18 protein-coding genes and 1 pseudogene are annotated in these 13,696 nt (G+C 56.5%); all 19 read right to left on the bottom strand.

Translation table 11 applies throughout. From position 1 onward, the window contains the following. Positions 1–34: 34 nt before the first annotated feature. Positions 35–439, bottom strand: coding sequence for a hypothetical protein (locus QMZ29_RS25210; RefSeq protein WP_233502749.1), 405 nt, complete (start codon positions 437–439; stop codon positions 35–37). Next, positions 429–1,208, bottom strand: a complete 780-nt coding sequence (locus QMZ29_RS25205; RefSeq protein WP_145958027.1) for a hypothetical protein — start codon at positions 1,206–1,208, stop codon at positions 429–431. The genes QMZ29_RS25210 and QMZ29_RS25205 overlap by 11 nt, the downstream gene beginning before the upstream one ends. A gap of 91 nt (positions 1,209–1,299) precedes the next feature. Then, a pseudogene (locus QMZ29_RS25200) lies at positions 1,300–1,575 on the bottom strand (STY1065/STY2022 family phage-derived protein); the annotation flags it as partial. A 603-nt stretch (positions 1,576–2,178) separates the two neighbouring features. Next, entirely contained in the window at positions 2,179–3,246 is a 1,068-nt protein-coding gene (locus tag QMZ29_RS25195; RefSeq protein ID WP_282995094.1) for a hypothetical protein, read from the bottom strand. A 3-nt stretch (positions 3,247–3,249) separates the two neighbouring features. Next, positions 3,250–3,555 carry a phage baseplate plug family protein gene (locus QMZ29_RS25190; RefSeq protein ID WP_282995093.1) on the bottom strand — a complete coding sequence of 102 codons (306 nt, stop codon included), beginning with the start codon at positions 3,553–3,555 and terminating at the stop codon, positions 3,250–3,252. Further along, complete coding sequence (locus QMZ29_RS25185; RefSeq protein ID WP_282995091.1) at positions 3,552–4,157, bottom strand: phage baseplate protein; 606 nt, start codon at positions 4,155–4,157, stop codon at positions 3,552–3,554. The genes QMZ29_RS25190 and QMZ29_RS25185 overlap by 4 nt, the downstream gene beginning before the upstream one ends. Continuing rightward, on the bottom strand, positions 4,157–6,163 hold the full coding sequence (locus QMZ29_RS25180) for a lytic transglycosylase domain-containing protein (RefSeq protein ID WP_282995089.1): 2,007 nt from the start codon (positions 6,161–6,163) through the stop codon (positions 4,157–4,159). Before QMZ29_RS25180 ends, QMZ29_RS25185 begins: the two co-directional genes overlap by 1 nt. Continuing rightward, complete coding sequence (locus tag QMZ29_RS25175) at positions 6,160–6,285, bottom strand: DUF6889 family protein (protein WP_015377522.1); 126 nt, start codon at positions 6,283–6,285, stop codon at positions 6,160–6,162. The genes QMZ29_RS25180 and QMZ29_RS25175 overlap by 4 nt, the downstream gene beginning before the upstream one ends. 56 nt (positions 6,286–6,341) lie before the next feature. After that, positions 6,342–6,770 carry a phage tail assembly chaperone gene (locus QMZ29_RS25170; RefSeq protein WP_060424623.1) on the bottom strand — a complete coding sequence of 143 codons (429 nt, stop codon included), beginning with the start codon at positions 6,768–6,770 and terminating at the stop codon, positions 6,342–6,344. Positions 6,771–6,780: 10 nt separating this feature from the next. Next, positions 6,781–7,221 carry a phage structural protein gene (locus QMZ29_RS25165; protein WP_015377520.1) on the bottom strand — a complete coding sequence of 147 codons (441 nt, stop codon included), beginning with the start codon at positions 7,219–7,221 and terminating at the stop codon, positions 6,781–6,783. Positions 7,222–7,232: 11 nt separating this feature from the next. Next, the gene (locus QMZ29_RS25160) at positions 7,233–8,714 is read right to left on the bottom strand and encodes a DUF3383 domain-containing protein (protein ID WP_282995085.1); all 1,482 of its coding nucleotides are present in this window, start codon (positions 8,712–8,714) and stop codon (positions 7,233–7,235) included. A gap of 2 nt (positions 8,715–8,716) precedes the next feature. Beyond that, positions 8,717–9,265, bottom strand: a complete 549-nt coding sequence (locus QMZ29_RS25155; RefSeq protein WP_282995083.1) for a phage neck terminator protein — start codon at positions 9,263–9,265, stop codon at positions 8,717–8,719. Then, positions 9,255–9,644 carry a hypothetical protein gene (locus QMZ29_RS25150; RefSeq protein ID WP_015377517.1) on the bottom strand — a complete coding sequence of 130 codons (390 nt, stop codon included), beginning with the start codon at positions 9,642–9,644 and terminating at the stop codon, positions 9,255–9,257. The genes QMZ29_RS25155 and QMZ29_RS25150 overlap by 11 nt, the downstream gene beginning before the upstream one ends. Further along, entirely contained in the window at positions 9,631–10,194 is a 564-nt protein-coding gene (locus QMZ29_RS25145; RefSeq protein WP_282995080.1) for a hypothetical protein, read from the bottom strand. Before QMZ29_RS25145 ends, QMZ29_RS25150 begins: the two co-directional genes overlap by 14 nt. Then, positions 10,191–10,595 carry a DUF4054 domain-containing protein gene (locus QMZ29_RS25140; protein ID WP_060424636.1) on the bottom strand — a complete coding sequence of 135 codons (405 nt, stop codon included), beginning with the start codon at positions 10,593–10,595 and terminating at the stop codon, positions 10,191–10,193. The genes QMZ29_RS25145 and QMZ29_RS25140 overlap by 4 nt, the downstream gene beginning before the upstream one ends. Next, a complete protein-coding gene (locus QMZ29_RS25135; RefSeq protein ID WP_282995078.1) occupies positions 10,582–10,974 on the bottom strand; it encodes an STY1053 family phage-associated protein in 393 nt (130 codons plus the stop codon). The genes QMZ29_RS25140 and QMZ29_RS25135 overlap by 14 nt, the downstream gene beginning before the upstream one ends. Positions 10,975–11,008: 34 nt before the next feature. Continuing rightward, on the bottom strand, positions 11,009–11,953 hold the full coding sequence (locus tag QMZ29_RS25130; RefSeq protein ID WP_079451392.1) for a DUF2184 domain-containing protein: 945 nt from the start codon (positions 11,951–11,953) through the stop codon (positions 11,009–11,011). 14 nt (positions 11,954–11,967) lie between these two features. After that, entirely contained in the window at positions 11,968–12,459 is a 492-nt protein-coding gene (locus tag QMZ29_RS25125) for a structural cement protein Gp24 (RefSeq protein ID WP_015377512.1), read from the bottom strand. Between the two features lie 11 nt (positions 12,460–12,470). After that, positions 12,471–13,694: a DUF2213 domain-containing protein gene (locus QMZ29_RS25120; RefSeq protein ID WP_234721590.1), complete on the bottom strand. Its 1,224-nt coding sequence runs from the start codon at positions 13,692–13,694 to the stop codon at positions 12,471–12,473. Positions 13,695–13,696 lie beyond the last annotated feature (2 nt).

The raw sequence follows: 13,696 nt of genomic DNA, 5'->3' as shown, positions 1-13,696 counted from the left end.
AACCCGCCGAAGCGGGTTTTTTTCATCAATTAAATTAGTTACTTATCGAAAGCTTGTTAGATTTCAACTCGTACCACTTAGAAAAGTAGAGTTTTGCAGCCTCAAGACTGGCCTTTGCCATATCTTCTGAAACTGTAACCTCTTTCAAATGGTAATCGGCTTCGTTTCGAGCATCGCGTTGTTGTTTTAATGTATAGCCCAAAATCTTTAAGCTTCTCGACTCGAAAGGTTCAGCTTTATGCTCTGCAGCGTTGGTCATATAGCCAATAAGGTTCGCATGGTGATTACTACTGAAATGCGGGACACACGTTAATGAATTCATGGTTTCGTGAAACATTCCGTAATAAGCCCGCGATATGCAACTTCTATACCCCGACTCGCAAGCCATGAGGGTACAGTTTTCAGCTACTTGAAGGATATCATTTCCATCAACCGCCATAACTCACCCCTGTATGCAACTCTCTGAATGGAGAAAACCTCGCGGTAAGCGAACAGTTATCCAACGCCTCTTCCATACAAATTCTTTCTGCCAAAACATAATTCATCTGAGCAATTATTTTCGGGTCAATGTCATGAAGATCTATAACATAACTCATGTTGTTGTTTTTGCTAACTTCAACACGCCCTGTTTTAACGGAAAACTCTTTGCAAACGTTTTGAGTGATTGAAGCCAAAAGGAAGAATTGTTCTTTTGTGCACCCAGATGTGTTATAGGCATCATCAACCTCACCGAGCAACTCCAGCTTGTGTTTTTCAGCCATAGTCCTCCCCTCATCTTCGGACAGCAGCTTAATGTGCTTATCCATAAACATTTCGAGGGCATCCCGATCACCTGTGCGATAGGCTATAGAATACGCCATTTTAGTGAAGGTTTTTGTTTCAAACCTCTCGGCGAACTCGTAAATTTTATCGCGTAATTTCGCCATATTCCCAGTAACTTCAAGCACAACGCAATAGTTGATGGCAACTGAATGTGGGTCATTAATCTCATTGACAGCAGACTCAAACAATTGCTCAGCTTTGGAGAATCGTCCGGCTACCGCGTGAAGCACACCAAGAGCACTAATAGAAGCCGGAGTTCTGATTTTCTCTAGCTCTCTTACGCCTCGCATATAGTCGAAGTCATTTATGGCGATGCCTAGCTTAAGCATCTCCCCATAAGTGGTAAGGAGTTCGACTGACTTTTCTTTTGGTATGCCTGCTGCCATCTCGATCAACTCTTTGTTGCTGGGTTAGAAAGTGTACGTTCCTGTGATTAGATTAGTCAAACTCAAACATGATGTGCCAGACCTCAGAAAATCATTTCACCTTCACGCAATCATAAGTCGCAAACTGACGCGGCGCATCCATGCTGGCCTGAAGCAATTGGGCATTTAAAAATGCTTTACCATCACGCTTGATGAACTCCAGTCCAAGCCATTTTCCAGGCTGGTTGGTAGCCACTCGCCACTCCATTTTAACATTTTCGACACCTTTACCTGGGCCTATTCGCCTAATTTTTTGCGACTCTGGTTTTGCGCCATTGATGCGAGACCAGCCATCATCCGGAGAGAGATCTATCGTGAACGGACCGCAAACGGTTTTATAGTCTACACCGAGTTTTTCTGCGCGGGTGGATGCATTGCCCCTGTCAAAATCAACTTTGGCTATCCTGTTCATCTCTTGGTATATGGCATCTTTCTTCAAAGAAAATTCGTTTAGTTTTTCAACAAAATGCGCTTGAGAAACTTCACTCAACCCCATCGCCTTTCTATCTATAACGTAATCGCCATAAATCCTGGAAACAACAGATGACGATGAAACTTGCTTTGAAAGGTCATGAGCAAAATTTAAATAATTCAGTTTTGAAGTATCCCTCACATCTATTGCTCTGACGCCATCATGTCCATATTCGTGATAGGCCGCATAAAACACCGGAATGATTCCCGGGTTTTTATTGATGGATTTTATCAACCCATTTGGAGAGCATTCCTCTCCACTCCAATTTATCAATGAGTTGCCTCCATTCTTCCATGTGTTGCAATCATCAGAGGCTAAAATTTTTAGCTGAGCCCATCCTGGGCGTTTTTTATACATGGCGTCTGTGTCGGAACTGGCGCCAAGGGAGGTACAGCCAGAGAGAACAACGTAACATGACAGTGAAACAATGGCTCGGGAGCACCATTTATTTTTTCTCACTTAACTCCCTCCAGAGCGAGATAGGGTTGATTGACTTATCAAATCTGCCGAGCCGCGCGCGAAGCACATCAGATCCATGTACCACGCCTGGCCCCGTGTGTCGCCAGTATAATCGATCGCTTTCACGATATACACGCCGTCCGTCGCAATGCTGGCGGGCTGCTGCAGGGAACCGGCGACAACTCGATTTCCGTTCTGGTCGGTTTCGCTGATGCGGCCGCCGGATTGGGCAATCTCACTGTCGGATAGTGCTGCGCGGTAAACTGATGCCTGATCGAGCTGGATCAGGCCATTAATGCGAATATTCGGGTTGATGAGGCAGCGCACGTTAACGCCGGCGCCCATCGTCTGCTGAGGCATGCCGATCAGCCCTGTTTCGCTGTTCAGCACGATAGCCTCGTGGATGTATTTGTTCTCGTTGACCATCTGCAGCTTGCCGTCGATCAGCTGCCAGGTGGCTTTACACATGCCGGCAACGGAGTCCATGACATCGCGCGCAGATTGGAACAGCGCCAGCCCGCGAGGAAAAACCGTATCGGGAAAAGTTCCGGTGATCCCCTGGGTTATGCCGTAGGCGTTGAAGCTTTTCAGGGCGGCATTGTACACGTCAGCCACGGTATAGCCGGCGGCGAGCGTGGTGTTAACCGTCGCATAGAGAAACGCCTCATGATCGCCCACGGCCTGAATCAGCACCCAGGAATCGGTTGGGTTGTCTTTGCCGGTGATCGTGAAGCGCAGATCCCCCTCAAAAATCAGACCAAAGTTCTGGCCGTCCCGCTGGCCGGATTTCGCCGGGTCCACCGGCCGCGCTACGCCGACCTGACTGGCGTCTGCATCTGGGGCGATCCCGTCATAGCCAGCAATCATGCGGATTTTGGAAAACTCGCTGCCCAGAATCCGGTTTTGGGTATCCAGCGACAGGTTGTAAATTTTGACGTTGGCGACGCGCGGCCACCGCGTATCGGCCCACTCAATGCGGAAAGTGACTTTAAAATCTGACAAGCTGATGCCGTTTCCCTGCTGGTCAAGCAGCTGCAGCTCAAAATGCCGCATCCAGTTCTGACTCATGCCCTACCCCTGCACAAAATAAAGATGACTGCCGATCCCGAGATTGGTTTTCGTCGGTAGCTCTGGTTCGTTGTTGTCGACCAGGACGATCAGCGCACCGGTAAACCCCAGATGCGCATGCTGCGCCAGCAGGTTGGCGCCAGGCACCAGCGGCACACTATTCACCAGCGCGCCACCGGCGCTGTCCATGAGGTCAAGCAACCAGCCGGCCTCATCGCGCCAGGTCAGCCGCATATTCATCTGCTGGCCGCCCAGCGCGATCCCGAATTGCTGATTGTCCGGCGTCAGCGGAATTTCCTGAATGTTCACCCGAAACCTCCCAGCACTCCCAGCGCGCCGCGCTGCGCCTGGGAGAGCAAACTTTCGTTGACCGGCTTGGCCGATTTAGTGCCAGAGTTCTGCACCGCCGACGTGCTGACGCCGTCGGACATGTTGGCTTTGTCCGCAACCGAAACGCTCTGCGTGCGGGAAATGATGACGTTGCGCAGCGTCAGGACACACATCAGCACGTTTTCGCTGGTGCGATCGGTCGTGACATCCAGTGAGCGGATCAGCATGTTCTGATACTGCCGCTTGCCGGTAGTGACGTCGAACGGCAAGCGGCTTTCCTGCAGCGCGAGCAACTGCTTATAAACTTCCCGCGGGCCGCTGCTGAGCGTCCGCCCGCTGTTGATGTCGATAAACTGGGTTGTGTCGACGCCATCCAGCAGCGAGCCGCCGCCGGCGAAACCCAGCTCCATCGTCACCTCCGGCGGCCGCTTGTAGGCGTGGTCGCTGACCGGTGCGCCGTCTTCGATCGGATGCTCGGTGATCTCCAGCGTGTCGCTGTGTTTTTCCGAGATTGCCACGCTCGGGATGATGCCGCCGATCTTCCGGGTCTGCTGCGAAAACAGGACGGAGAGAATATCCATTATTGCGGCCTCGCATAGAGTTGCTGGGTCAGGCGGGAGTTCACGCCAGTTTGACGATCGGCGACTTCCATCCCTGCGCGAGCAGGATCGTTAACGCCGTGGATATTGATCACCGTCTGCTGATTCAGGCTATTCCCGCCAGCGCCTGGCATGTTGCTGAGCACTCTCGGTATGTAGTTGCGCGTCTCCGCCGGCATCAGCCCCATGCCGTGCTTCTGAACGTTGCCGATCCCCCAGTTATAGGACGCCAGCGTTTTTTCCAGATCGCCGCCGTTCATGCGGAGCAGCATTCCCAGATAACGGGCCGCGGCCGCCGCCGACTTGGACGGGTCGAAGACGTCATCACCGCGTAGCCCCATGTCCCGGGCGGTGCCAGGCATGAACTGGAACAAGCCTTTCGCGCCGGCACCGGAAACAGCAAACTGATTGCCGCCAGATTCGGTTAGCGCAACGCTGCGCAGCAGGCCCGCCGGCAGGTTGTACATTGCCTCGAGCTGCGTCAGTTTAGGCTGCAGCCAGCCCAACAGCGCCGCCCCGGCTTTTGTCGCCTGCGGTCGGCGCACCGACTGGCCATATTGCGTAGATTCACCGCGGCGCCACGGCAGCAGTTTGCGCCCCCATTCGTCGACCGTGTCACTGCCCGGGAGCTGGTTCAGGAAATCGGCGATGGGGTTGTTGGTCAGCCAGGAATATTTCCCCTCGAGCGGTTTAACGACAGCCTCTTCGACCGCAAGCAAGCCGCCGATCACGCCGACTTTGCCCAGGCCGCCCATCGCTTTTGACAGGCCGCCGACGCTTTTAGTCACAGAGCCGATCGCGCTGACCATTTTCGCCGCCCAGGTCACAGCCACGAAACCGGCCAAAATTTCCAGAGCAGTTTTCCAGCCGCCGACGGCGTCTTTCAGTTCGAGCAGCTTGTCACGCAGCCAGATCATCGCGTTCTTGGCCTGGGTGATCGCCGGCTCCCACTTCGCCCAATCGATGAGGCTTTTTCCGCCTTCTTTCCAGGTGCGGTAATCGTCCCACAGCAGACCGATACCCACGATAAGCGCAGTGATCATCCCAATCGGCGACATCAGGAAAGCGCTATTCAACAGCCGCCAGGCAACCAGCAGCGCGCCGAAAATCCCGATCAGTTTGCGCGATTCGGTATCGAGGCTTTTCCACCAGGTGATCACCTGATCGATAGCCTGATAGCCACGGTAAAGCATCCGCCCGAAAACCTCGGCTAACCAGAGAACGCCTCGAACGGTTTTGGTGATGAATCCCTCTATCTTCGGGAAATTATCCATGATGCGCCGGCGCAGCGTATCCAGTGAGCCACTCAGGCCGCCGGCCAGATCTGAGCCGATTTTGTCTTTTGCCATGCCAAGCAGCGCGGTCAGGCTGCGCATGGAGGTCATGAATTTATTGGACTGCTGCGCCGCGCGGTCGGCGTTCAGGCCGGTGGCTTTCAGCATGCCCTGGTAATCAGCAGTAAAACCGTTAATGCCGCGGCGCATGGCGAGGAGCGTGTTTTCGTCGATCCCCAGCATCTGCGCATACTGATTCGCTCGGTAATACGGCATGCTGCGCAGCTTATCGCCGACACCGGTAAAAATGGCGGCGGCATCGCGCATCTGACCGTTCGCACCGCGCGTCTGCACTCCCAGGCGGTTCAGGAAACCTTCGGCGCCCGGGTTGTTACGGATGAATCTCGCGAGGCTCTCCAGCGAGCCCTGTGCCGCGGCCGCGTCTGCGCCCATCTGCGAGGCGGCATATCCCAACGCGCGGATGCCCGCCACTGAGGCGCCGGTGCGCTGCGATGCAAAATAGACTTTATCCAGGCCATTGGCGATCTGCGTGGTGAAGCCGACGATCGTCAGCGCAGCCCCTTCTACTGCCGCCCCCATTTTGAGCACGTTCGCCGTGACGCCGGCGACAACAGCCGAGAATTTTCGCTCGCCGGTGGAGTCGATTTCGAAGCCCAGAGAAATCAAAAAATCCTTGATGGTTTCAGCGTTCATTGATCCTCTCTCCACCTGGCGATCCGGGCTTCGTTATCCGCTTTCATGTCCAGGTAATCATTCATCAGCGCGACGTCGAACAAATCGAGGCGCCCATCCTTGAGCGCCTCAAAGCTGCACATGCCGGCATCCACCGGGCGTAACAGGTAATCCTCGCCGCCCGGCAGGACGTCCAGCGTCAGGCCGGCGGCTGGTCTTTCGTCTCGCTGTCGGGGAGTGCGGGCAAAAAATTTCCCAACGAGTCCCCGACCACGCGCGCGACGATTTGCAACATGTCCATCATGTCGATGTCATCGAACATCAGTTGACCGCTGGTAAAGATCGACGTGTAGACGGTGCCATTTTGGCGTGACACCACCGCCAGGCAGGGATGAATAATCGCGTTGCTGTCATCGTCGCTGACGTCCGCCAGCGTTTGGGCGATCACCGGTAGCGCCACTTTGAGCGCATCCTCAATCGAAATCTGCCCGGTTTTCAGCTGGCGCAACACCTTAATTTCCCCCAGCAGGCCGGACAGCAGCGGCAGCAGCTTCCGGGAAACTTTCAACTGCTCGAAAACATTCAGTTTGGCCGCGCGGTATTTTTGGCCCTTAATTTCAAATTCCATGCATTACCCCTTAAAACGTGCCGAGCAGTTGGTCAATCTTGATACAGTCGAACACCCAGGCGACGGTGTTACCGTCTTTGGCGTTCTGCCAATCAGGCAATTTCTTGAACGCGACGCCGCGCGCCGTGGTCACGTCGTTACTGGATTTGTTGCGGATCACGATGACGTTGTTGCCCCAGGTCGCAGATGACAGCGACTGCGCGTTATACATCACCGACAGCTTGGCGTTCGTCGGGCTGGTTTTGAGTAGGTTGACGGTGATCGTGCCCGATTTATCGGCGTGCAGGCTGTGCATCCCCTCGCCATCGGCGCCGGTCACCATCGTGTTTTTGTCGCCGCCCATTGCAACGACAATCCCCTCGTCGGAAGTCGCTGCACCGTTGCCGAGGTCAATCGAACCGCCCACGCCGGTGATATTGGCGGACACATCCAAAAAGCTATAAGTTGACATTCACCAGCTCCTTAGCGGTTAACGTTGATGATGACGTCGCCGAAGTGCACGGCGCCGGCCAGTTTGATTGCCACCTGCATCACCGGGGCTTTGCGGGCTTCGCGCTCCGCTTGCGCCTGCTGTGCAATCGGCGGGGAGTAGACGTAATACCCCTTTGTCAGCGTGTCGCCGGTATTCAGCGCGCCGAAACCGTCGCCCCCCCACACGCCTGGCGCAATCAGGCCGTTTTCAGCGCCCTGCGCCAGCGATGCTTCGACGTTGGTCAGCAGATCGGTAATGCCCTCATCGGTCTGAGGAACCTTTGTCGAGCTGGTATAGAGGCGGTTGTAGTAGTTGGTCTGAACGTAGTTCTGTAGCCAGTCCAGGCCGTGGCGCTCGTCAAAGAAATCAGCGTTACACATCACGCCTTCTTGCAGGATTGCCGTGTCGTTGTCGTAATTGACGAACACGTTGCAGTTTTTCTGCTGCAGGGTCAGCGCCTGGGTTTGTGTCAGCGTTTCCGCGACGATCCCCGGCTCTTGCTTAAATTTGATGGTGATCGTGGTGCGCCAGCCGGCGAAATTGACCGTAAAGGCACGGCCCAGAATCGACACCGCGGCGTAAGGGCTCTGGCTGGAATACTGGACACAGGTTGTACCGAACGCCGCGGCTTTCAGCCGGCTGGCAATGTCGGTGTTGTTGTCCGCATCGAGCACGGCGGTATTTTGCGTGGTGTGGGCGTAAATGCGGGAAACATCATCGGATTGGATTAGGCCGGCAACTGCAAGCACGTCATCATCAGAAATCGTCTCGGCGATATACAGGCCATACCATTTCGACGACAGGTCGATAAACTTCGCGACGCATTCAGCGATAGTTTCCGCCGGCTGGCGGGCGATAGTTTTCGCACCCGTTCCTTCAAGAATGCCCATCAGCGCGGAAATATCGGTTCCCGTGGCGTTTGGCGTAGCAAAGCCGACTGCGGACGCCTCACCGGTGGTTTTCGAGCTCACGACAAACCGCGCGTTGTTCGCATCCCAGACGACGGTCGCCGTGGTCAGCTTTTCCGCCACGCGGGCGGCGACGCCGTTCAGGTTGGTTTCTGCCGACAGGTCAACGCCGGATACCGTTTTGACCGTTCCATCGACGCTGATTTTCATCGCGCCATCGGTCACGGTTGTGAAATTGGTCATCGCCTGCTGCGCAGTATTCAGGATTGCCCCGCGCAACGCGGCGGCAGTGTCCACTTTCACCCAGCGGCCAACGTACAGATCGATCGGCTGCGGGCGCTGCCAGTAGTAAACCTGAGCGGCTAATGCCTCAGGCGCCTGGATGCCGAAGTCAGATTGCACGCCGGTAATGCCGGAATAAGCGCGCATGCGCTCGCTGGCGTCAATCACCGGCGATGCCCCGATAATCAGCAACGAACCAAAGTTTCGAGCCTGCGCCGCGCGCAAGGCCATATTAATCGCAACGCCGACGACGTTACGAACAGGTAACCCCTGCTGAGCCATAATTATTCTCCGAAGAATTTTACCGTTGCCTCTGCGATCGGCTTGATGCCGTATTCGCGAACAACTTTGCGGCGCAGGCGGACGGTAATGTCATACCGGCGCACCCACTGGTTATTGATGAGTTCAGGGAAAGGAATGATGTCGCCAATGCTGCCAAGCGACAGGCCGACGGCGATCAATTGATCGTTATTTTGTAACAGCGTTAAACCATCACGGAAAATTGACGCTATACGCTGGCTATGCGGCCCATAGAACGACGCCAGGCACTCGGTCACCTCATGGCGCCACAATTCCGCGCTGTCGTCGTTCTGCCGCGTAAACGCTGGATTATCATCACCGATAAAGCCGGAGATCCCCACGGCGCACCAGTCCACATCTGGCGGCATCAATGGTGGCTGTGTGGGTGTCCAGCGCGGCCGCACGTTGCCCGGCGGCAGCCCGGTTATACCGAGCACCCAACGATTTAGCGCACGTTCGAGCGCCTCATCATAATCAGGGCCGGGCGAAATTGGCGTCAGGTAACCGGCCTGCGTGCTGGTGTTATTGCTCAACGGGGATCCCTCCATCGAACGGCAGCAGCTCACAATGCGCCTGAACGAATCCCGCACCGTAGGCCGTGTAAGGGTCGACGAAGGTCACACGGTAATCGCGGTTCTGATATGTCACGATGTCCGCGTCGCGCGCCGTCTGCCCGGCGGTGAGCCGCTCAGTGGTCACAATCAGGATTGCACCGGTGACCACCTGGCCAGCTATCATGCGCCGCGCTTCGAGCGACCGATCGACGGTAACCACTCCGGCAAACGGCATTTTTACCGGGGCGTTGGTGGCGAAGCCGTCATCGTCGACGGTCTGCTGGTTGCGGGTGACAATCAGGGAGGTGTCGCAAAACTCGGGATCGAAAAGCACGTCTGTAACGTCAAGAGTTGGCATTTTTATCCCTCACGAGGTAGGTCATCGCGCGCCGGTATTGCCCTTCATCGATCAGGGGGCGAGCGTTGGCATTGCCCGGCGCGTTGCCGGCAGCCCGGCTCTGCAATTCTTTAGCCGCACCTTTGCGCCCGCGGCTCGCCCGGGCTTTTAGCGTTGCTGGCGACAGCGGCGTAAAATCGGCGCTGGTCATGTAGCTTTTAACCGCCTGGCTGGCGATCGTGCCGGCCGACTCCAGCGCCGCAGTAGCAGCGCCGGTGCGACCATCAAACACCGCTTGCGCCGCGGCCTTCATTTTGGCGGTTGTCTCGGCATGCACCGATTTCACTCCGGGCTGAAGGTGCGGGCGCGGCGGGATGTTCTGCGCCGGCGATCCGTACTCGTTGATGTAGCCGATCTGTGCGTTGCCTATCCCGGGCTTTTCACCGTCTTCCGGTTGCCGGTCGGATGCCGCCTCAGGAATGCCGACCAGCACGTCGCGGCGCGCGATTTCATTCAGCGCAGAAAAAACGGCCTGCGACCGATCGGCCCGCACCTTCAACCCACTTTTCATAGCTGCCGCCCTCCCATGCCGAACATCTGGATCAGCTGCCAGAATTCGGCCCCATAGCGGGTGTTGTTCCAGAAGCCCGCGTCCGGGTTCATCGTGGCGCTGCTGTCATAGCTCACGCTGACTTTGTCGACCGATTTCGACGACACAACGCCGCTATTCGCCCCGCCACCACCACCGATCGCCGCCGCCCGGTTATCCGCCGCCTGGAGCGCCATGTAATGCGCGACAAAAAGCTCGGCCAGGTACGGGAATACCTCGCCGAAATTGTTTTCATCGAGCAGTTGGTCAGCCAGATTTAAGCGGAATTGAATTTGAGCGTTGGGAAAGGTGACGGCGTTGCCGAACTGCGGGAAATCTTCGCGGAATTTATCGACGGTCGGCAGATGGTTATTTTTTGCCACCTTTCGCGCCCTCAGTCAGCGCCGCCGCCAGCTGCTTCTGCAGGTCGGCGATCGTGTCATCGCATTTGCCGATAGTGGAGACGTGCGCGGCGATGATCTGATCGCGTTCGTCACGTTCCGTCGTCAGGTCGGCTACTTTGCTTTTTTCCTCCGCCAGCTGCTTCTGAAGGTCGGCGATCTGCGCCAGCAACTCCGCTGGCGCGCCGGCGTTGTCTGGTTGGCCGTCGTCGAGAATTTCCGCATATTCCTGGATGAACCAGTTTTCGGCTACCTCCGGCGCAACCGAGTGCACACCAACAGCGAACTTCTCCACCTCATAATTCAGGTGCGTGAAAGTGAATGGCGTATGTACGCGGATTTTTACCAGTGATTGCTTCATGTGCTTTTCCTATAAGCCCCTTGCGGGGCTGTTTTTAGATGCCGTCTACGTAAGCCAGAGTTTCGCGATATGGGGACTCAACGGCGCCCAGGCGGCCGTAGTACGTTGTCAGCTGGTAGATGCCGCGATACTGAATCGGGATGTTCTGCAGCGGAACCATTGGGAATCGCACGAACTTTTTGCTGTTGGTATAGGCCACCATGCGATCCTTGCCGGCTGCGCCCGCACCTTTCAGCCATTTCACGGCTCGGATGTTCAGCGGAACGCCGTTCTGGTGGTAGGCGATGGTGTTCGTCTGCAAGTAGGTCAGCAGCGACTGGTTACCGGCAGACGACACAATGATGCTGGAGAGCAGCGCAAATTGATCCGGTGGCAGCAGCAAATCACGCGGGCAAATCGTGTAACCCGAGTTTGCCCAGGCGGCCGACAGTACGGAGTTGATCGACTGACGAATTTCGTCAGCGGCTGAGGCCGACCAGACTTTCGGGGCGTTGGTGGTCAACACGCCGTTGTAGTTCACCAGGCCTTTCACGCCGATCAGAGTATCGCCGCGATAAACCTGCTCGTCGGTGTCCATGTTCCACTTCAGTTGCATGCCTTCGAATTTCTGGGCATCAACCGGGCGGCCGACCTGCTGCGCGGCAGCCAGCTCAACAACAGTCCAGCCAAGTTCCATCCCCCACAGCGTCAGCGGGAAACCGGTTTTGTTGATGTCGAGATTAACGGTCGCGATCTCGGTGGAGTTCTTGCCGATCCAGTTTTTGCCGTTCGGGTTTGGCGTGCCGGATGCCGCAAGCTCGGTGTTGGTAAAGCTGGAAATGTCGTCAGCGATCGACACGTCCTCGCGCAGCTCAATATCGCGGCTCCACGTATAGCCCACCAGCGGCATATTCAGTTCTTGGTCGAGCCGTTCCAGCTCGCCGATCAGAAATGCGCCGGTGCTGTCTACGGTCGCCTGGTCAAAGGTATGAAGTGACATAATCAGCGATTTCCTTAAATGTTGTATTCGATTTCGACGTTGCCAGCGGCATCACCGGGGCCGGTGAAAAATGCGGTCGGCAGGACGACGGTCTCATCAGCCACGGCTGCGGCCACTGGCGCGCCAAGCGGGCTTGTCGCGCTCGGGTTGGCGATGCGGATATTCACCGGCGTATGCGGCGTGATGCCGGACGCGTCAACGCCGACATTCACGGTCATGTAGCCGCGGCGCAGGCGGTCGCCGGTGAGGTTTTTATCGGTGCCCACCTGGCGGACCAGATCAGGCGTCGAGGTGGTTGGGTACGGGCGAATGTAGAAGCCCAGGATCACGCCGACGGCGTCGCCGGCTTCCAGCGGCACGAAATAGCCGCCTACGTCTTTACCCGCCAGGCCGTAAGCGCCGAACGCTTTGGCGTTATTCAGCGCGACAGGCTCTGCAGTGAGGTGATGAGGGCGTGAAACAGCCCCGGCGATGCCCGCAGGCATCCGGTACGTGTAAGCAGTCATCGGCTTTTACCTTATTTTTTCCAGTATTCGGCGAAGGCTTTGTTCAGCGCTGCCGGTGAGTTGCGGTTTTGATGGTCGAAGGTGCGCAGCTGGGCTGCGGGCTGGTTGGCGCGCTTGGCGATTTCGCTGGCCGCGGTAAATGCGGCATCCAGCGACGCTTTCGGCATGGTTTTAAAATCGGGCTTGTCGCCGACCAATGGGACAAGGATCTGTGCGCCTTTTTGCGTGCGGAATGCAGCATCAAGCACTTCGCGTTTAAAGGTCGCCAGCTTTCCACCCTCAGGCAGTTTGATCCCCGGAACCAGCAATTCAGCCCTGGCGATCACCGCCTGCTGATAGCCGGCGTCGGTGGTGGCCTTTTTCTTTTCCTCTTCGTCGTCATCGTCGCCGGGTTCGCCGTCATTCGTGCCGCCGCCTTCCAATTTATCCAGGCGCGCGAGAATGGCTTGCGCCCAGGCAGGCACGTCCTCCTCGCCGTCTTTGGTAATGCCCGGGCCGCCGCCCATCTCGGGATCCTTATCCGGGAGTGGGTATTGCGGGCTGATGTTGATGTTGATGGCCTTCGGCAAATCGCCCCCGCCCTCGCCCTCATCGGTGGTGAGTTCGGCCGGCGCATTACTCATGGCCTCTTCGATCGCCGCGTTGTCTTTGGTTTTCAGCGCGCGGCGCAGCGAATCAAACCACGTTTTTTTAGTTGCCATTGTTCTGCTATCTCCAATTGAACAGCGGATTCCCGCGCGGCCGGCAGGAACCAGCGCGACATGATTGCCGACAATGTCGTATTGCTCGGCTTTCCCCGGGGCCGTCTGCCGATATTCGGCGTCGTACCCGCAGGAGATTTGATCCACGCCCTGATAAATCGCCTGGATGGCTTCGCTGCTTTTCACAACGAGATCTGCCAGCAACAAATCCGACTGTTCGCCGGTGCCGCGGCGGATATTGGTCGCGTGGCCGTGGGCGTTCTCCCGCCAGTTCGACGGGTTGACCATTTGCTCAGGGTGTAAAACGGTGAACGTCATCCCCTCGAATGAGGCGATCGTCTCTGGGCGGAAAACTTCTTCGGGGGAGCGATAAACGGAAATTTCGCCATCGCTGTCAGGCTCGATCTCGTCGAGTTCTGCGGCGTTGTAGACCTGCCAGCCAACCCGAGCGATCGGTACGGCTTCGCACAATAGGGAGCCGTCGGCTAACTCGTAACGGGTGTTACCGAGCCGGGTATTAAAGAAATATTTCATGG

This window comes from Serratia sp. PF-27, assembly GCF_030053255.1.
In the GTDB taxonomy this organism is placed as follows: Bacteria; Pseudomonadota; Gammaproteobacteria; order Enterobacterales; family Enterobacteriaceae; genus Serratia; species Serratia bockelmannii.
The sequence above is the reverse complement of the archived record's forward strand: the minus strand, read 5'-3'. Positions and strand labels throughout refer to the sequence as shown.